The 18,379-nt window shown below is 72.2% G+C and carries 17 protein-coding genes; 7 read left to right on the top strand and 10 right to left on the bottom strand.

Going from position 1 to position 18,379, the window contains the following annotated elements:
• Positions 1–2 precede the first annotated feature (2 nt).
• From AOM06_RS01085 to mraZ, 4 genes are all read right to left on the bottom strand, one after another.
• On the bottom strand, positions 3–1,793 hold the full coding sequence (locus AOM06_RS01085; protein ID WP_062301398.1) for a peptidoglycan D,D-transpeptidase FtsI family protein: 1,791 nt from the start codon (positions 1,791–1,793) through the stop codon (positions 3–5).
• Positions 1,794–1,798: 5 nt separating this feature from the next.
• Positions 1,799–2,191: a cell division protein FtsL gene (ftsL, locus tag AOM06_RS01080; protein ID WP_062301396.1), complete on the bottom strand. Its 393-nt coding sequence runs from the start codon at positions 2,189–2,191 to the stop codon at positions 1,799–1,801.
• Entirely contained in the window at positions 2,188–3,183 is a 996-nt protein-coding gene (rsmH, locus tag AOM06_RS01075) for a 16S rRNA (cytosine(1402)-N(4))-methyltransferase RsmH (RefSeq protein WP_062301559.1), read from the bottom strand. The genes ftsL and rsmH overlap by 4 nt, the downstream gene beginning before the upstream one ends.
• Positions 3,184–3,295: 112 nt before the next feature.
• Positions 3,296–3,724 carry a division/cell wall cluster transcriptional repressor MraZ gene (gene mraZ, locus AOM06_RS01070; RefSeq protein WP_062301556.1) on the bottom strand — a complete coding sequence of 143 codons (429 nt, stop codon included), beginning with the start codon at positions 3,722–3,724 and terminating at the stop codon, positions 3,296–3,298.
• A 244-nt stretch (positions 3,725–3,968) separates the two neighbouring features.
• Here mraZ and AOM06_RS01065 point away from each other — a divergent pair, with 244 nt between their 5' ends.
• Genes AOM06_RS01065 through AOM06_RS01055 form a run of 3 tightly spaced genes read left to right on the top strand, consistent with a single transcriptional unit; the run spans position 3,969 to position 8,373 of the window.
• Positions 3,969–4,964: an AAA family ATPase gene (locus AOM06_RS01065; protein ID WP_062301393.1), complete on the top strand. Its 996-nt coding sequence runs from the start codon at positions 3,969–3,971 to the stop codon at positions 4,962–4,964.
• A complete protein-coding gene (locus AOM06_RS01060) occupies positions 4,961–6,217 on the top strand; it encodes a DUF58 domain-containing protein (RefSeq protein ID WP_062301390.1) in 1,257 nt (418 codons plus the stop codon). The genes AOM06_RS01065 and AOM06_RS01060 overlap by 4 nt, the downstream gene beginning before the upstream one ends.
• Entirely contained in the window at positions 6,214–8,373 is a 2,160-nt protein-coding gene (locus AOM06_RS01055; RefSeq protein WP_062301388.1) for a transglutaminase TgpA family protein, read from the top strand. Before AOM06_RS01060 ends, AOM06_RS01055 begins: the two co-directional genes overlap by 4 nt.
• Positions 8,374–8,541: 168 nt before the next feature.
• Here AOM06_RS01055 and AOM06_RS01050 read toward each other — a convergent pair whose 3' ends face one another.
• Positions 8,542–8,907, bottom strand: a complete 366-nt coding sequence (locus AOM06_RS01050; protein WP_062301386.1) for an SCO2097 family morphological protein — start codon at positions 8,905–8,907, stop codon at positions 8,542–8,544.
• A gap of 82 nt (positions 8,908–8,989) precedes the next feature.
• Between AOM06_RS01050 and AOM06_RS01045 the strand changes: the two genes are divergently transcribed.
• Positions 8,990–9,769: a spermidine synthase gene (locus AOM06_RS01045; protein ID WP_062301383.1), complete on the top strand. Its 780-nt coding sequence runs from the start codon at positions 8,990–8,992 to the stop codon at positions 9,767–9,769.
• Between the two features lie 106 nt (positions 9,770–9,875).
• Here AOM06_RS01045 and AOM06_RS01040 read toward each other — a convergent pair whose 3' ends face one another.
• Together AOM06_RS01040 and AOM06_RS01035 are read right to left on the bottom strand one after the other, a co-directional pair.
• Positions 9,876–10,079 (bottom strand): cold-shock protein, encoded by a 204-nt coding sequence (locus AOM06_RS01040; RefSeq protein WP_062301379.1) that lies wholly within the window; start codon positions 10,077–10,079, stop codon positions 9,876–9,878.
• Between the two features lie 142 nt (positions 10,080–10,221).
• Positions 10,222–11,145 carry a PAC2 family protein gene (locus tag AOM06_RS01035; RefSeq protein WP_062301554.1) on the bottom strand — a complete coding sequence of 308 codons (924 nt, stop codon included), beginning with the start codon at positions 11,143–11,145 and terminating at the stop codon, positions 10,222–10,224.
• A gap of 155 nt (positions 11,146–11,300) precedes the next feature.
• On the opposite strand from AOM06_RS01035, the gene AOM06_RS01030 reads away from it, so the two are divergent.
• The gene (locus AOM06_RS01030; protein WP_062301551.1) at positions 11,301–13,481 is read left to right on the top strand and encodes a HelD family protein; all 2,181 of its coding nucleotides are present in this window, start codon (positions 11,301–11,303) and stop codon (positions 13,479–13,481) included.
• Positions 13,482–13,515: 34 nt separating this feature from the next.
• Here AOM06_RS01030 and AOM06_RS01025 read toward each other — a convergent pair whose 3' ends face one another.
• Positions 13,516–14,325, bottom strand: a complete 810-nt coding sequence (locus AOM06_RS01025; protein WP_062301377.1) for a matrixin family metalloprotease — start codon at positions 14,323–14,325, stop codon at positions 13,516–13,518.
• 94 nt (positions 14,326–14,419) lie between these two features.
• Between AOM06_RS01025 and serA the strand changes: the two genes are divergently transcribed.
• Together serA and AOM06_RS01015 are read left to right on the top strand one after the other, a co-directional pair.
• A complete protein-coding gene (serA, locus tag AOM06_RS01020; RefSeq protein ID WP_062301548.1) occupies positions 14,420–15,625 on the top strand; it encodes a phosphoglycerate dehydrogenase in 1,206 nt (401 codons plus the stop codon).
• Positions 15,622–17,370: a DEAD/DEAH box helicase gene (locus tag AOM06_RS01015; protein WP_082105190.1), complete on the top strand. Its 1,749-nt coding sequence runs from the start codon at positions 15,622–15,624 to the stop codon at positions 17,368–17,370. Before serA ends, AOM06_RS01015 begins: the two co-directional genes overlap by 4 nt.
• Here the strand turns inward: AOM06_RS01015 and nrdR are convergent.
• Positions 17,333–17,818 carry a transcriptional regulator NrdR gene (gene nrdR / locus AOM06_RS01010; protein ID WP_062301372.1) on the bottom strand — a complete coding sequence of 162 codons (486 nt, stop codon included), beginning with the start codon at positions 17,816–17,818 and terminating at the stop codon, positions 17,333–17,335. The two genes, AOM06_RS01015 and nrdR, sit on opposite strands and share 38 nt — an antisense overlap.
• A gap of 79 nt (positions 17,819–17,897) precedes the next feature.
• Positions 17,898–18,212 carry a LysM peptidoglycan-binding domain-containing protein gene (locus AOM06_RS01005; RefSeq protein ID WP_062301370.1) on the bottom strand — a complete coding sequence of 105 codons (315 nt, stop codon included), beginning with the start codon at positions 18,210–18,212 and terminating at the stop codon, positions 17,898–17,900.
• Positions 18,213–18,379: the final 167 nt, after the last annotated feature.

Here is an 18,379-nt window from a genome sequence, read left to right as displayed (position 1 = left end):
TCTCACTTCCAGGTGGTCGGGTACAGCGTGGGCTTCGACGTCGACGGCGGCACGCGCAAGGTCTGCAGCGCGAAGGTCGCCACGTCCTTGAACACGGGCGCCGCCGTGGTCCCGCCCCAGATCTCGGTCTTCGGATCCCGCAGGATGACGGACACGACGATACGCGGGTCGTCGGCCGGCGCGATGCCGATGAACGAGGCGACGTACGAGCTGAGCTTGCCGTCGGGGCCCGTCGCCTGCGCCGTGCCCGTCTTGCCCGCGACGCGGTAGCCGTCGATCTTCGCGAGCACTCCCGTGCCGCCGGACTCGGTCACGTCCTCGAGCATTGTCATGAGCTGGGCCGCCGTGGACTCGGAGATCACGCGCTCGTCCTCCGTGGTCTCCGCGGGGGTGAGGGTGCCGTCGGCGTCCCGGAACCCCTTGATCACCGTCGGCTGCTTCTTCACGCCGCCGTTCGCGATGATCGAGTAGACCTGCGTCGCCTGCAGCGCCGTGACCGAGACGCCCTGGCCGAACGTCACGGCCCACGTGGTGCGGCCGTCCCAGTCCTCGTAATCGTGGAGGATGCCGGGCGACTCCGCGAGCAGGCCCACGCCGGTGGTCTGGCCGAAGCCGAACTTGTCCAGGTACTCCCACCGCTGCTGCGCCGTGAGGAGCTCGCCCACCTGCACCGTGCCCGTGTTGGATGAGATCGCGAGGATGCCCGCGAGCGTGAGCTTCTGCGTCCCGAGGTCGTGCGAGTCGCGGAAGGTCTGGTCGTTGGCCGTCGTGTACTTGTACGGCGCGGTGAAGCGCGACAGCGGGGTCGCGACGCCCTCCTCGAGCGCGGCCGCCATGGTGATGACCTTCGCCGTGGACCCAGGCTCGAACACGGTCGAGACCGAGCGCGCGCCGCGGTCGTCGGCGTCCGAGGCCGCGGCGTCGTTGGGGTCGACGCTGTCCGAGTCGACCAGTGCCAGGATCTCGCCCGTGGTCACGTCCTGCACCACGACCATCGCCTCGCTCGCGCCGGTCTGCGACATCGCCTCCGCCGCACGCTCCTGCGCGTACCACTGGATGTCGCGGTCGATGGTGAGCACCACGTCCTCGCCGGGGATCGCCGCGGTCTCCTCCTGGACGCCGGTGGGGATCATGTACGCGCCGGTGTTGTCCTTCTCATAGGTGCGGGAGCCGGGCGTGCCCTCGAGCTCGTCCTCGTAGGCCGCCTCGACTCCCGTGAGGCCCACCCGGTCGTTGCCCTCGGCCGCGCCTCCCATGAAGCCCACCACGTTGCCTGCCAGCGCGCCGTTCGGGTAGATGCGCTTCTCGACGCGCTCGGGCTCGATCCCCAGGATGTTCTCCGCCGAGATGAGCTCCCATGTCTCGGTCGAGATGTCCTTGACCAGGTAGGAGAACGTGCTGTCGCCGATCATCTTCGCGCCGAGCTCGTCGGGGTCCATGTCGAGGATCGGGGCGAGGATCTCGGCCGCTCCGGCCGGGCCCTCGGCGACCACCTGCCCGTCCTCGACGCGCTTGAACTCGAGGATCTTCTGCTGGTTCACGCCCACGTTGTAGCGCTCCACGGACGTCGCGAGCACCACCCCGTCGCGGTCGACGATGTCGGCGCGGGGCGTGGAGATCTCCTGGGTGACGAGCCGCTGCTCGAGCGCGCTCGCGGCGATCGACTTCGCGTGGACGGCCTGGACGAGCACGAGCCTGCCGGCGAACACCACGAGCACCGCGAGCAGCGCGAGCGCGACCATGCGCTGGCGGAGCCGCGGATCCGCGAGACGCGGAACGCGGGAGGAGGGCATAGCGTCTACTTCTTCCCTGTCTCGAGCACGATGCCATCCGATAGTGACATGAAGCCCAGCGCGGACGCGGGAGCCATGCCGAGGCGCTCGGCGCGGTCCGCGAGGCCCTCGGGCGAGGCGTTGGCGGCGAGGGTCTCGAGCAGCGCCGCCTCCTGCACGTGCAGGTCCCGGATCTGGATCTTGAGATCGCGGCGCTCGTACGCGCCCTCGGCCATCGTCGTGTTGATGAGCAGCACCGCCGCGAGCGCCGCGACCACCGCGATGCCGCAGATCCACGCGAACGGCGCGAGCGATCGCGAGGCCTCGGGCGCCGCGACGGGGCGCAGGTGGCGGCCCGACGAGCCCTGCGTCCGAGGCGCGGGGGCGGTCCGCGGCTGACGCAAGGGTGCGGCGCTCATGCGTTCCTCCTGAGGCGCTCGGGCGGGGTGGGACGGGTGCGCTCGACGGCGCGCAGACGGACCGGCTTGGCCCGGGGGTTGGACTCCGCCTCCTCGGCGGAGGCCTTCTCGGCGCCGCGGGTCAGCAGGCGCAGGTACGGCTGATCGGCCTCGGGGATCACGGGCATCCCGGGCGGCGCCTGGGACTCGGCACCCTCGGCGAAGGCCCGCTTGACGATGCGGTCCTCGAGCGAGTGGTACGACTCGACCACCACGCGACCGCCGACGCCGACCCCCTCGATCGCGGCGGGGATCGCGCGCTCGAGCACCTCGAGCTCGCGGTTGACCGCGATCCGCAGCGCCTGGAAGGTCCGCTTGGCCGGGTTGCCGCCGCCGGGCGACCGGGTCGCCGCGGGGATGCATGCCCGCACGAGGTCGACGAGGTCCGCGGACCGGGTGATCGGCGCGGTCTCGCGCCGACGCACGACGGACCGCGCGATCTTGGACGCGAAGCGCTCCTCGCCGTACTCGCGCAGGATCCGTGCGAGCTCGCGCTCGTCCGCATCGCGCAGGAGGTCCGCGGCCGAGACGGGGTCCCCGGGGTTCATGCGCATGTCGAGCGGCGCGTCCTGCGCGTACGAGAAGCCGCGCTCCGCATCGTCGATCTGCAGCGAGCTCACGCCCAGGTCCAGGAGGATGCCGTCGGCGCGTTCCGCGCCCGCCGCCGCGAGCGCGCCGGAGATGTCGTCGTACTCGGCGTGATGGGCGAGGAAGCGGTCGCCGAACCGGGCGAGCCGCGCGGACGCGAGCGCGATCGCCTGCGGGTCCCGGTCGATGCCGACCACGCGCGCCTGCGGGCACGCCTCGAGGATCGCCTCGGTGTGACCGCCCATCCCGAGCGTGCCGTCGATCGCGACGGCGCCCGGGCGGTCGAGGGCGGGGGCGAGGAGCTCGACGCAACGGTCGCGCATCACCGGCGTGTGCCGTGACGCGGCCTCATGCTGCTCGCTCATCGTCCCTCCCTTCCTCACCACCTGGCTCATGCCTTGTGGTCTCCCTCCGAGCTCCTCTGGCGGGGGGAAGTCCGCCAGAGCGATCCGGGAGGAGGCCACAGGGCACGTGCTCCTACATGTCGTCGAAGATCTCGGCCGCCGTCTCCGCATATGCGTCCTCGCCGGCCTCGAGGTACTGCTCCCACTTCTCTGCGTCCCACACCTCGACCCGCGAGCCCATGCCCACCACGGCGACCTCACGCTCGATCCCCGCATAGCGGCGAAGCGGCTGGGACAGCAGGATCCGGCCCTGCTTGTCCGGGATGTCGTCGCTCGCGTGCCCGAGGAAGCTGCGCAGGTAGTCGCGCGCCTGCTTGTTCTCGAGCGGCGCGCGGCGCAGCCGTTCGTGGATGAGCGCGAACTCGTCCAGAGGGAAGAGGAACACGCAGCGGTCGAGACCGCGGGTTGCGACCAGCCCCGACGCGAGCCGACCACGGAACTTCGCCGGGAGGATCAGCCGCCCCTTGTCGTCGAGGCGCGGCGTGAACGTGCCGAGGAACACGCCCGTGGGTCCGAGGCCCAGCGTCGCGGTGTCCGACATGCGCCCCTCCCCTCAAGCGGCTCCCCGTCACTCCCGTGTCCCCCACTTTACTCCACTTCCCTCCACAAAACGCGAGCAATTGGCCGATGTTCTCTCGTGTTGCATTGATCGACCTGGTAAATCGCGTGGAGTGCGGTGGAGGGATTTGCTCGCACCTCGCGCGCGTTCGCTCAACTAGGCTCAGCACAAGGGGAGAGGGGAACCCATGACGACGACCGTCCCGACCGCCGACCAGCTCGCCGAGGTCTCACGCCTCGCGCAACGTGTGCGCGAGCAGCTCGACACGGTCCTGTCCGGCCTGGACGATGCGGTGGACGCGACGCTCGCGACCGTGCTGGCGGAGGGCCACCTGCTGCTCGAGGACGTGCCGGGCGTCGGCAAGACGACGCTCGCGCGCGCGCTGGGCCGCGCGCTCGACGCGACCGTGGGGCGCATCCAGTTCACGCCGGACCTGCTCCCGTCGGATGTCACCGGCGTCAGCGTGTTCCGGGGCGACGAGCACCGCTTCGAGTTCCGCGCGGGCCCGGTCTTCGCGAACATCGTCGTGGCCGACGAGATCAACCGCGCCTCGCCGAAGACCCAGGCCGCGCTGCTCGAGTCGATGCAGGAGCGCTCGGTCACGGTGGACGGCGAGACGCGCGCCCTGCCCGCGCCGTTCCTGGTGGTCGCGACGCAGAACCCCATCGACATGGAGGGCACCTATCCCCTCCCCGAGGCGCAGCGCGACCGCTTCATGACGCGCATCGCCGTCGGGTACCCGACGAGCCGTGACGAGGTCGCGATGCTCGACGCGCACGACGGTCACGACCCCCTGAACGACGTCCGCGCCGTCGCCTCGGCCGCGGACCTCACGCGCGCGATCGGCATCGTGCGCGGCATCTACGCTGCCCCCGCCGTCAAGCAGTACCTGGTCGACGTGGTCCGTGCGACGCGCGAGACCGCCGACCTGCGGCTCGGCGCCTCCCCGCGCTCGTCGCTGCAGCTGCTCGCCGCCGCCAAGGCACGCGCCGCGATGGCCGGCCGCGACCACGTCCTTCCCGACGACGTGAAGTCGCTCGCGGTCCCTGTGCTCGCGCACCGCGTCATCCCCTCCGCGCAGGCACGCGCGGCGGGCCGCACCGCCGAGGTCGTGATCCAGGACGTCCTCTCACGCGTCGCGGTCCCGGCCGCCCGCGCCCCCGAGCCGCTCGCACGAGGATGAGGAGGCTGCGCTCCGCGTCGCGCCGTACCGACGGCGCGGAGACGGCGATCCTGTCCCGCGGCGTCGGCCTCGCGGCGGCCGGGGGCGCGCTCTTGATCGTCGGGGTCGGATTCGCGTCCGCTCCCCTGGTGCTCATCGCCGGCACGGTGCTCGCCGCCGTCGCGATCGGCGCGGCGACCATCGCCGCACAGGTCATCGCGACGCGGACGCGCGTGACGCGCGTGGTGCGCGAGATCACACCCGCGACCTTGAGCGCGGGCACGCCCGGCGAGGTGGTCGTGCGCGTCGACGTGCAGGGCCGCATCGCGCAGCGCCTGCGGCTGCGTGAGCAGGCCGCGGCCGAGCTCACCGGAGGCGGGGCGACACGCGCCGCGATCTCGCGACGCCGCGGGGGCATCGAGCTGCGCTACCGGCTCGACCCGATGCGCCGCGGCCGGTGGCTCCTCGGCCCGGCGCTCGCGCGCGCCACCGATCCGTTCGGGCTGGCCTGGACCGATCGCCCCGTCGGCGGACCCCATGAGGTGGCCGTCTGGCCGGCGGTCGTCGACCTGGCCGCGAGCGCAGGAGAGCTCATGGGCGCGGCGGACCGCGCACACATCGGCGCGCGCACGCCTGCCGCCGACGACGTCTCCCTGCGCGACTACCGCGACGGGGACGACCTCCGCCGGGTCCACTGGGCCTCGTCCGCACGCCGCGGGACCCTGCTGGTCCGGTCCGAGGAGCAGCAGGGACGCACCTCGGCCAGCGTCCTGCTGGGGCTCGCGCCCTCGGCACGGGCCCTGGAGTGGTCGATCACCGCCGCCGCGTCGGTCGCGCTCTCGGTGGTGGAGGCCGGGCACCCCGTCCGCCTCATCGCGGGCGCCGAGGCGACCAGCGTCCACGACACGCACGGTCGCGCGGCGGAATCCGCGCGCGCCACCCTGCTCGACGCGACGCTCGACCTCGCGGCGAGCGACAGCTCGGCCGATGCGGATCTGGCTCTCGCCGCGGGCGCGCGCATGCTCGGCGCCGACCGCAGCGACGTCATCGTCGCGATCGTCGAGCCGCTCGGACCCACCGCGCTGCGCGCTCTCGCCCCGCTGGGCGACGGCGGGCGCGCGTGGGCGCTGGTCCGGTGCCCGACTGCGGCCCGCGGACGCGCGGACCGCACGGTCGCCGCCCTGCGCGGCGCCGGCTGGACCGCCATCGTGTCCGAGGAGCCCGAGGGTCTCACCGAGGCGTGGACCCGGCTCCTCACGGAGGAGGCGCTGTGAGCGCGGCACGCTGGCGGCTCGCCGCGACCCCGCTCGCTGCCGTGGCGGCGGGGCTCGGGGTCACCGGCCTCTCGGGGCTCGTGACCTTCGGGGCCTGGCTCGCGCCTCTGGCGGCGATCATGATCGCGACGACGACCGTCATCGTCCTGACGCGCCTCGCGACAGCCCGCCCCTTCATCCCCACGCTCGCGGGCGGGATCGCCGCGGCATGGCTGCTCATGGTCGCCTATGTGCCCGCGGACGACGGCGGGATCCGCTGGCTGCCGGGCCCGGGAACACCCGCCGCGGTCGCCACGATCGCTCGCGAGGCGGTGGCCTACGCCGAGGCGACCGTCGCCCCCGCGACCGTGACCCCCGAGCTCGCGGGCGCGATCGCCGCCGGCGCGCTCGCCCTGATGCTCGCTGTGGACGCCGTGGCCGTGGGCGCCGGGCTCGCCGCGACCTCGGGGTTCATCCTCCTCATCCCGTGGCTGCCCGCGCTCACGCTGGAGAGGAAGGTGCCCACGCTCGCGCTCGCGGGCACCATCGCGGCATGGCTCGGGGTGGTCGCGCTGTCGCGGCGCAGCGAGCGCGGCGCGTGGCGTGCCCGCGCGCGCGAGGGCGCGGCGCCCGCTCCGGCGGGGATCGCGGCGCTCGCGATCGCGCTCACCCTCGTGGTCGGCCTCGGGGCCGCGCCGCTCGCGATCGGCGGGCCGGGCTGGGGCCAGATGCCCCGCATCGCGCTGCCGGCCTCGCTCGGCGGCTCCTCGAGGCTCGACCTGGAGATCGACCTGCGCGACTCGCTCACCACGCGCTCCGCGGAGCCGGTGCTCGCGTACACCTCGACCGACGGACGGCTCGACGTGCTGCGGGCGTACTCGTTCGGGACGTTCGACGGCACCCGGTGGGACCGCGACCCCGAGGGCGACACCGTCGCGGCGAACGGCGTGCTCTGGCCCGAGGCGCTCGCATCGGCGTCGCTGAGCGACCCGGGCACCGTCCAGATCTCGATCGGCAACCTAAGCGAGACGCGCGTCCCCGTGCCCTCCGCCCCGCGCTCGCTCGCCGCGGGCGTCGAGTGGCGCTACGACGCGTCGACGGACGAGGTCCTGGTCGACCGCGCCGAGGGGACCCGCGGGCTCTCGTACACGGTCCGCAAGGCGACCGGCTACACCACGGAGGAACAGCTCCGTGCGAGCGACGCCCTGATCGAGGCGGGGGGCGACGACGCGGTGCCCGCGCGCTACCTCGATCTCAACGAGCGCATGGACATCGACGCGATCCGCGCCATCGCCGTCGCCCAGACCGATGGCGCCGCGGACCGCTTCGAGATGGCGCTGAGGCTTCAGGAGTATCTTCGCGGACCCCGGTTCGTCTACGACACGGAGGTCGCGCCGAACGGCGACGACGCCGTCTCGACGTTCCTCGAGGACCGGCGCGGCTACTGCGTCCAGTTCGCGACCACGATGGTGGTGATGGCCCGCACGCTCGGGATCCCTGCACGTATGGCGGTCGGCTTCCTGGGCGGCGTCCAGGACGGCGAGCGCTACGTGGTCCGGGGCCGGGATGCGCACGCGTGGCCCGAGCTCTACTTCCCCGGGCACGGCTGGGTCCGCTTCGAGCCGACGCCCGCCGTGCAGACCGGAGCGCGACCCGTCTACGCGACTCCCGAGGTCTCGGTCCCGCAGAACCCGCTGGTCGATGAGCCCAACCCGCGGTCCACGGTGCTCCCGCAGCAGCAGGCCCCGACGACGGCCCCCGCACCGGCGCCGGTCGCGGCGGCGAGCGACTCGGGGTGGTCGCCGTGGCTGCTCACGCTGATCCCCGTGCTCCTGCTGTCCGTCGCAGGCGCCGTGTGGGCCGGGAGGCGCGCGCGCCGCGGCGCGATCCAGGATCCCGAGAGCGCATGGGCCTTCCTGCGCCGCGGCCTGGGTGCCCGTGCCGGGGACGAGACCCTCACCCCCGCGGAGGCGGAGCAGTGGATCGTGGGCGAAGGTCCCGAGCTCGGCGACGAGGCGCGGGCCGCGCTCGCGTCCCTCCGGACCGCGGTCGAGGATCATCGCTACGCCCCCCGTGGCACGGAGGCCACCGCGGAGCAGATGAGCCTATGGGTCACGACCATCGTCGACGCAGCCAAGGAGTCGGACCGCGGGGCCCGCTCGCGCGTCGACGCCTAGCTCGCGCAGGCAAGTTCAGGACGAGGCGACCACGGCCTCGAACCCGGCCACGCGCAGAAACGACGTGACCACGGCCTCGAACCCGGCCACGCGCAGAAACGACGTGACCACGGCCTCGGCCGTGGTCACGTCAGCGCAACACGTTCGCAAGGAACGGAATTACAGAAACTAGAGGTCGCCCTGCTCGCGGCGGCGCTCGAAGCGCTCCTCCATCCGCGTCATGAAGCCCTTGTCCGCCTTGCGCCGGCCGGCTGCGCGGCCCGGGCTCTGCGGAGCGACGGTGGGGCGCGGCGCGATGAGCGCCCAGATCGCCGCGGCGAGCATCACCACGAAGCCCGCGATACCCACGATCACGAGCTGTGTGACGGCACCGGTCACGACGATGCCGAGCCCGGCGACGACGCCGAACCCCGCCCACACGTAGCGTCCCCGCGGGCGCGAAGCGCGCGCCATGGCCGAGCCGAGCTTGGGATCCGATCCGAGGTCCCTCTCAAGCTGCTCGAGCACGCGCTGCTCGTATTCCGACAGCGGCATCGCGCCCTCCTTCCAGTGCACCGTGGATCAAGTCTATCGGTCGCGGGTCCCGCGTACCAGACGAGCGTCTAGGGTGAGCCCCATGGCCCGTCAGCGCACCGACCGCATCGCACCGGAGGTACCGCGAGGAGTCGAGTTCCCCATCGCGACCGGCGTCGCGGAGCTGCGTGACGAGCCCGATGGGACAACGTTCCTGTGGGTCAACGGGGTTCCCAGCTCGCCGCTGGATCCCGACCCTGAATACCTCGCGTTCGAGTACATGCGCCACCTCTCCGCGATCGTCACGGCCTGGGCGCGTCCCGAGCGCATGCTCGCGCTGCACGTGGGTGCGGCGGCCTGCGCGTTCCCGCGCCACCTCGCGCATCGCCTCCCCGACTCGGGCCACATCGCCGTGGACATCGACTCCACGCTCCCCGAGCTCGTGCGGCAGTGGTGGGACCTCCCCCGCGCCCCGCGCCTGCGCATCCGTGCGCAGGACGGTCTCGAGGCGGTGACGTCGCGGCGCGATGCGAGCCTCGACCTGGTGGTGCGCGACGCCTTCGCGGGAGACGAGACTCCCGCCGCCCTCGCCTCGACCGAATGGTGGGCGCACGCGGCGCGGACGCTGAGGCCCGGAGGGCTCGTGCTCGCGAACGTGGGCACCCGCCCCGGCGCGCCCGGCGCGGCTGCGGACACCGCGGCTGCGCGGGAGGTGCTCGGCGACGTGCTCGCGATCGGCGAGCATGCCGTCCTCAAGGGACGGCGCCGCGGCAACGTGGTGATCGCGGGCCCCGCCGACGACCGGCTGGATGTGGACGCGCTGCGTCGCTACGCCGCGTCGGCTCCGCTGCCGACGGGCATCAGGCTCGACTGGGCCGGCTGACGCATCGTCCCGGGGACGACGAAGGCCGCCGCGCGGTGCCGGCCCGGGAACGACGAAGGCCGCCGCCCAATGGGCGACGGCCTTCGTGGATCGGATCCCGGTCGGATCAGAGCGGGCGAACCTGCTCCGCCTGCGGGCCCTTCGGACCGTTGGTGACCTCGAACTCGACGCGCTGCGCCTCCTCGAGGGTGCGGTAGCCGTCGGTCTCGATCGCCGAGTAGTGGACGAACACGTCCGCGCCGCCGCCGTCCTGCGCGATGAAGCCGTAGCCCTTCTCCGCGTTGAACCACTTCACAGAGCCCTGTGCCATGCCTGTCTTTCCTAACCTTCAAGCCCGGGTGACGGGAAGGCGTGACACCGTGCCGCGCCTTGTCGCCGCAATGCCGCGTCCCCACCCCTAAGACAGGTTCTTGCACACTACGTTCTTGCAACCGGGGCCAGTGTGGCAGAAATCAGGGCGTCGTGGGGGGATCCCTTCGCTCCTGTTGCAGGAACTTCTCGAACTCCGCCGCGATCTCGTCCGCGGAGGGCAGCCCACCCTCCAGAGGGAGCCCCTGACCGCGGGCCTCGTGGAACGCGTCGTACTGGTTCTCCAGGGCCTCTACCAGCGCTTGGACCTCCTCGCTCTCCGCGAGCTGGCGGTCGATCTCCTCGCTCGCGCGAGCCGCCGCATCGTCCAGAGCGCCGGGGTCGAGGTCGAGCCCGGAGAGGTCCTCGAGGCCCTCCAGCGCGCGCTGCGCGGCCTGCGGATACGAGGACTGCGCGAGGTAGTGCGGGACGTGGACCGCCACGTTGACGGCGGGGATCCCCCACTGGCCGAAGCGGTACTCGAGAAGGTTCTGCGCCGATGCGGGCACCGTCACGGTCCCGAACATCGTCGGCGTGTCGGGAAGCAGGTCCGGATCCGTGCCGTGGATGGTCGCCGTGAGGTCGCGCGTGTGCGGCACGGCCATGGGGATCCCGTGCGAGCCGAGCGTGAGGCCCACCCCGAGGCGCTCGACGATGCCGCGCACCGCGGCGATGTACCGCTCCCACTGGATGTCGGGCTCGAAGCCGTGGAGGAGCAGGAACGGCGTGTCCTCGTGGTCGCGGACCAGGTCGAGCGCGAGGTGGGGCTCGTCGTACGCCGTCCACTGGTTCACGGAGAAGGTCATCTCCGGGCGTCGCGACCGGTAGTCGAGGAGCTGGTCGATGTCGAAGGTGGCAATCCGCACCGGTTCGCCGATCTCGAGGATGTGGTCCGCCACGAGCGCGCCCGCACGGCCCGCGTCGATGAAGCCGCGCAGCGAATGGAGGAGCGCGGCGCCGTGCTCGGGCGCGGCCTTGGCCCATGCCTCGACGCCGTCGGGGTCCCACGTCAGCAGAGTGCGTTCCATGATCATCCATCCTTCCACCCGCGGTGGTGCGCGTCGCCTGTTCTCGCCCTCCGCGAAAACATCCGACGCGAGGGTGCTTCCGACCACGCCGCAGACGCGCGATAATGAGGGACTGCCCTGCCGACGTCAACACAGGGCGTGCGGAGGGTATGCCGATGGCGAACGAGCGTGGACTGACGGCGGAGCGGAGCGGCCTTGCTCCCGAGCAGGAGGTCGTGGACGGCCTCTACTCGCGGCTCGACGCGTTGCGCGACGAGGCGACCGGCAGGCTCGCCGCGATCCGCAGGGAGGGCCCGTCGGGCTCGCCGCAGAACCGCTCGGAGCGCGACGCCTTCGCGACTCTCTACGAGGACCGCATCGCCCAGCTCGATGCCGTCGAGGACCGCCTGTGCTTCGGCAGGCTCGATCTTCGCGACGGCGACCGCTTCTATGTGGGCCGCATCGGCCTGTCCGACGCCGAGCACGTCCCGCTCCTCACGGACTGGCGCGCGCCCGCGGCGCGGGCCTTCTACTCCGCGACCGCGGCGAACCCCGGCGCGGTGGTCAACCGTCGGCACCTCACGACGCAGGGTCGCCGCGTCATGGCGGTCGAGGACGATGTGCTGGACGTCGACGCGCTGCGCGAGATGGGGGCAGACGAGGCCCTCGCCGGCGAGGGCGCGCTCCTCGCCGCGCTCGGGGCGCGACGCACGGGCCGCATGGGCGACATCGTCGCGACCATCCAGGCCGAGCAGGACGCCGTGATTCGCGCGCCCATGGCGGGCGCGCTCGTGGTCCAGGGCGGGCCCGGCTCCGGCAAGACGGCCGTCGCGCTCCACCGCGCCGCGTTCCTGCTCTACCACCACCGCGAGCAGCTCGAGTCGCGCGGTGTCCTCCTCATCGGCCCGTCGAAGACGTTCCTGCGCTACATCGACCATGTGCTGCCGTCGCTCGGCGAGACCGGCGCCGTGTCGACGACCCTCGCGGGGCTCGTGCCCGGCGTCGCGGCGACCGCGGTCGAGCCCGATGACTCGGCCGAGATCAAGGGCCGCACCCTGATGGCCGACGTGATCAAGGCGGCGGTCCGCGAGCGCCAGCGCGTGCCGCGCGCCGACCGTGAGATCCGCATCGACGGCCGGACCGTCGTGATCAAGCGCTCGGACGTCAAGGACGCGCAGGGCCGCGCCCGCCGCGACGGCCGCCCCCACAACGAGGCCCGAGCCGTGTTCGCGAAGGACATGATCGGTCGCCTCACGCGTCAGCTGGTCGAGCAGCTCGAGGTGTACTCGGACGAGGACCGCTTCGAGCTCGAGCGCGACGTGCGGGACGACCGCAACGTGCGCATCGCGATCAACCTGTGCTGGCTCCCGCTCACCCCCGAGCAGCTGCTGCGCGACCTCTTCTCCAAGCCGCACCTGCTCGACAACGCCGCGCGCATGCTCCCGCAGGACGAGCGCGACCTGCTGCTGCGGCCCGCCTCCGCGCCGTTCACCGAGGCGGACGTGCCGCTGCTCGACGAGGCCGCGGAGCTGCTCGGCGACCTGCCCGGCGGCCGCGCACGCCGTGCCGACGAGCCCTCCGCCGAGGAGATCCAGTACGCGAAGGACGTGCTCGACACGTTCGGCGACGGCGGCATGGTGACGGCCGAGGACCTCGCGTCCCGCATGAAGGGCGGCACCGCGCGCCTCTCCGTGGCCGAGCGCGCACGCGGCGATCGCACCTGGACCTACGGCCACGTGGTGGTGGACGAGGCGCAGGAGCTGAGCGCCATGGCGTGGCGCATGCTGGTCCGACGCTGCCCCACCCGCTCGTTCACGATCGTGGGCGACGTCGCGCAGACCACGTCCGTCGCCGGCACGCGCTGGTGGCCCGAGACGATGGACCCGCTGTTCCAGACCGGCTGGGAGCTTCGTGAGCTCACCATCTCCTACCGCATCCCCGCCGCGGTCGCCGACTCGGCTCAGGCGTACGCGAAGGCGGCGCGCCTCCCCGTGAGCGAGCTGCGCGCGGCACGGGAGCTCGACGACTCGACCGCCGCCACGCGCACCGACGATGCGGTCGCGGAGACCGTGCGGATCGCGGGCGCGCACGAGCGCGTCTTCGCGGAGGGCGAAGGCGGCCTGGTGGCCGTGATCGCGCCGCCGCGGATGCACGCCGCGTTGCGCGGATCCCTGCCCGCGACCGTCGACGTCTACACGGCGCGCGAGTCGAAGGGCCTCGAGTTCGATGTGGCGGTGGTGGTGGAGCCCGCGGAGATCGCGGAGCGCCCCGGCGACCTCTACGTCGCGCTCACGCGTCCGACGCGCCGGCTCGAGGTGGTCCACCGCGCGCCGCTGCCGCACGGCCTGTCGGTGTAGCGGTCCGCCGCAGGGCCCCTCGGGCCCAGACGCCTCAGCGGGGCTCGCACTCCCCTGCACCGGCGAGCGCGAGGCCCGCCAGGTCGCCCGGACCCCAGTCGAGGAGCCTGAGGTTCGACTCGTGCATGAGCTCATGGGTGTCGCCCACGTGCGCGAGCCCGACGACGTGCCCGAGCTCGTGCGCGACGACCGCCTGGGCGAGGGCCTCACCGTCGGGGTCCTCGAGTATGCGCGCGACGTCCTCGCTGTCGATGATGACCACCCCGGAGCGCAGGTACTGCGCGTCGCCGTACGCCCCGGGCACCGCGCTCGAGCCTCCGAGACCCGTCACCGTGCCCGCGAGGTCAGGGTTCTGGTCCTCTGTCTGGAACCCGATGACGATGGGGGCGAACCTGTTGCCGTAGCGCTCCTGGACGAGCGCGCGGTCGAAGTCGACCTCCTCGTCTGTGAGGCCCTCGTACACGAACGCGAGCCCGGTCGCCTGCGAGACGGAGGCGACCGCGGCCTGCACCGTCGGCACGAACCCGTCCGGGAGGCCTTCCTCCGCGATCACGTACTCGAGCGGCCTGCACGGGTCGTAGCGCACCGGGCCCCCATCCGGGCCGCCGTCGCGGAACAGCAGATCGTACGCACCGACCGTGTCGACCTCGACCTCGGGAAGCACGCGCTGGTCGGGTCCCTGCGCGACGGGGATGCGGATGGTCTGGCCGTCGATCTCGATCGCGTTGCGCGGCGTGCCCCAGTGGCGCAGGTCGGACCATGTCACGCCCTTCCACCATGCGCCCGCAGCGAAGAGCGCGGCGCCGACGAGCACGACCACCGCGAACCTGCCCGCCTGCCTCATGACGCCACTCTCCCACGGCGGGGAGAGGGCTCGTCGCGCATCGGCATCATCCGAGGCACGTCCCGAGTTGGAGAAGGGCCGGAAGTGCGAGACGATAGCGCCCGTGCGCGCACTCCTTCTAGAGAACCTTTCCGTCAAGGCCACCGAGATCCTCGAGGCCGCAGGCATCGCCGTGGAGAACCACGCCGGGGCCATGGACGAGGACGAGCTGATCGAGGCCCTGCAGGGCGTCCAGCTGCTCGGCATCCGCTCGAAGACCCAGCTCACGAAGCGCGTGATCGAGGCGTGTCCCGACCTCATCGCGGTGGGTGCCTTCTCGATCGGCACCAACCAGATCGACCTCGCGGCGGCGGCCAGCCATGGCATCGCGGCGTTCAACGCCCCGTTCTCGAACACGCGCTCCGTGGTCGAGATGGCGGTGTCCGAGATGATCTCGCTCACCCGCCGCCTGCCGGACCACAACCGGAGCCTGCACGAGGGCGTGTGGTCCAAGTCCGCCGCCGGCGCGCACGAGATCCGCAGCCGCACGCTCGGCATCGTCGGCTACGGCAACATCGGCTCGCAGCTGTCGGTGATCGCCGAGGCCCTCGGCATGAACGTGATCTTCTACGACAGCGCGGAGAAGCTCGCGCTGGGCAACGCGACCCGCATGCCGACCCTCGAGTCGCTACTCGCTGAGGCGGACATCGTCACGCTCCACGTGGACGGCCGCTCCGGCAACAAGGGCTTCTTCGGCCCCGAGCAGTTCGCCGCCATGAAGGACGGCGCGATCTTCCTCAACCTCTCGCGCGGCTTCATCGTCGACATCGAGGCCCTCAAGGCCGGGCTCGAGTCGGGCGCGATCGGCGGCTGCGCCGTGGACGTTTTCCCCGAGGAGCCCAAGAAGACCGGCGACGCATTCGAGTCGCCGCTCCAGAACATGCCCAACGTCATCCTCACCCCGCACATCGGCGGGTCCACCGAGGAGGCGCAGCGCGACATCGGCATCTTCGTCGCGACACGCCTGCGCGACTACGTGTTCCACGCGTCCACGTCGCTCAGCGTGAACCTTCCCAACCTCTCGCTCGACCAGGTCCAGGGCTCGCACCGCGTCGCCCACCTGCACGAGAACATCCCCGGCGTCCTCGCCGCCGTCAACCAGGTCTTCGCGGCCCATAACGTCAACATCGACGCCCAGCTCCTCGGTACCCGTGGTGAGCTCGGCTACGTGGTGACGGACGTCGCGTCCGGCCTCGACGAGGACGCCGTCCGGGCACTGTCGAGCATGCCCGGCACCGTACGACTGCGAGTTCTCTCATAAACACCACCGATACCCCCGACGCCGTCTCCTTCGCCGAGCTCGGTCTCCCCGACGCACTCGTCGAGGCGCTCGAGCGTCACGGCATCGTCACCGCCTTCCCCATCCAGGCCGCGACCATCGCCGATGCGATGGCAGGCCGGGACGTGCTCGGCAAGGCACGCACGGGGTCGGGCAAGACGCTCGGCTTCGGGCTGCCCGCCATCGTGCGTCTTGCCGAGGGCCCGCGCCCCGGCAAGCGCCGCCCCCGCGCGATCGTGCTCGTGCCCACGCGCGAGCTCGGGATGCAGGTCTCCGACGCCCTCGAGCCGTACGCGCATGCCATGCACGTGTCGCTCAAGCTGGTCGCGGGCGGCCTCTCGATGTCCAAGCAGGTCCAGGCGCTCGAGCGCGGCGTCCACCTGGTGGTCGCGACGCCCGGCCGCATGGCGGACCTGGTGCGCAACGGCCACGCCGACCTGTCCGAGCTCGAGCTCATCGTCATGGACGAGGCCGACCACATGGCGGACATGGGCTTCATGGACGAGATCACCGAGATCCTCGCCGGCGTCCCCGAGGGCGGCCAGCGGCTCCTGTTCTCCGCGACGCTCGACGGCGACGTCGACCGCCTCGTCAAGACGTACATGCACGACCCGGTGACGCACGACGTCACCGATGGCGACGACCAGCCGGCGACCATGCGCCACGTGGTGCTCGACGTGCCCCCGAACGCCAAATACCAGCTCGCGACCCGCATCGCCGCCCGCGAGGGCCGGACCATCGTGTTCGTGCGCACCAAGCTCGCGACCGAGCGCATCGCCGACGAGATGCGCGAGGCGGGCGTCCTCGCCCTCGCGATCCACGGCGACCGCTCGCAGGCCGAGCGCAACTTCGCGATCAGCGCCTTCCGCGCGGGCGACGTGCCCGTGCTGGTGGCGACTGACGTCGCCGCACGCGGCATCCACGTCGACCACGTGGACCTCGTCATGCAGATCGATCCCCCGGCGGACCACAAGGACTACACGCACCGGTCCGGACGCACCGCGCGCGCGGGCGAGGAGGGCCTCGTCGTGACGCTGGTCCTCCCCCACCAGCGGCGCTCGACGGAGCGCATGCTCGAGCGCGCCGGGGTCGACGTGACCTTCCGCAAGGTGCGAGGCGAGGACGACCAGTCGCTCGCGATGCTCGAGGACCTCACGGGCGCGCGCGAGCCGTCGTGGGAGCCCGTCCGCGAGCCCCGTCCGCAGCGCCCCGAGCGCCGTGGGCGCTACGAGCGCCCCGGGCGCGGCGACCGTCCGGCTCGCGGCGACCGTGGGCCGCGCCAGGAGCGTCGCTGGGAGGACCGTCCCGCGCGCAAGTGGGACCGTGACGAGCGTCCGCGCCGTGACGACCGCGACGAGCGGCCCCGGCGCGACGATGCGCGTGCCGACGAGATGCTCGCCGCCACGCAGCGCATGGAGGAGCGCCTCGCACGCATGGAGGCGAGCCTCACCGAGCGCGAGGCCGCCCTTGCGGCGCGTGAGCGCCAGCTGTCCGAGCGCGAGGCGCAGCGGGACGAGCGCCCCGCTCGCCGCGACGACCGCGGCACGGGGGGCTACTCCAAGGGCGGGTACGGCAAGGGCGGGTACTCGAAGGACCGCGACGACCGCGGCGGCAAGTCCTACGGACGCTCCGACAAGCCGTACGGCAAGGGCGGCAAGGGCTCGTCGAAGGGCGGCTTCGACAGCGGATCTACTCGGAAGCCCCGGAAGCCGAAGGGCGGGCGCTAGCGGCGTCCTCCTCGCGCAGGCGGGCGATCGCGGCCTCGAAGTCATCGAGGGTGTCGAACGCCTGGTAGACGCTCGCGAATCGCAAGTAGGCGATCTCGTCGAGCTGGCGCAGCGGCGGCAGGATGGCCAGGCCGATGTCGAGAGCGTTGATCTCGGCCTGGCCGTTCGCGCGGATGGCCTCCTCGACCTGCTGCGCGAGCAGCGCGAGGTCGTCGTCGCTCACGGGCCTGCCCTGGCACGCCTTCTTGACGCCCGAGACGATCTTGTCGCGGCTGAAGGACTCGGTCACGCCGTTGCGCTTGAGGACCGAGAGGCTCGCGGTCTCGACGGTGGTGAAGCGCTTCCCGCACGCGGGGCACTCGCGGCGCCGACGGATGGAGGAGCCGTCATCGGCGGTGCGGGAGTCGATGACGCGGGAGTCGCCGTTGCGACAGAACGGGCAGTGCATGCGTTCACTCTGCCACGAACGGGGCACCGCACCCAATCTCCCGAACGCCTCAAGGCGCCGGTGCGCGCCACCACCCGCCCTACTGGACGGGCAGGTAGATCTGCTCGCCGGCCGCGAGGTCCGTGGTCGGCATCGAGTTGAGGTGCTGGATCTCCCTGATCATGTCGCGCACGTCTGCACCCGACGGGGTGAGCGATGCCGCGATGTCCCACAGCGTCTCTCCCGCAGCCACCGTGTAGGCGTTCACCGCGACGGGCTCGCCGGGCTGGTCCGAGGCGAAGGCCTGCGGGCCGAGGACCGCAGCCGCCACAAGCAGCAGCGTGACGCCGAGCACGCGGCCTGCCCGCGTACGGCGGGCCCGCGCCTCCACAGTCTGCGGTGCGTAGATGCTCATCTCTGCCTCCTCGGTTCGAACACCTGTTCGATCGAACGCTTGTTCTAGTTCTAGCACTCTGGTCCGACGCTGGCAAGACACGGTCGAACATATGTTTGATTCCGACCTCGGATTGCCCTAACGTCGTGGGATAAGAGGACCACCGGGGTCTGACAACGCGGCCGGCA

This window comes from Demequina subtropica (genome assembly GCF_000971235.1).
Taxonomy (GTDB): domain Bacteria; phylum Actinomycetota; class Actinomycetes; order Actinomycetales; family Demequinaceae; genus Demequina; species Demequina subtropica.
This window is presented reverse-complemented; position numbering and strand designations above follow the sequence as displayed.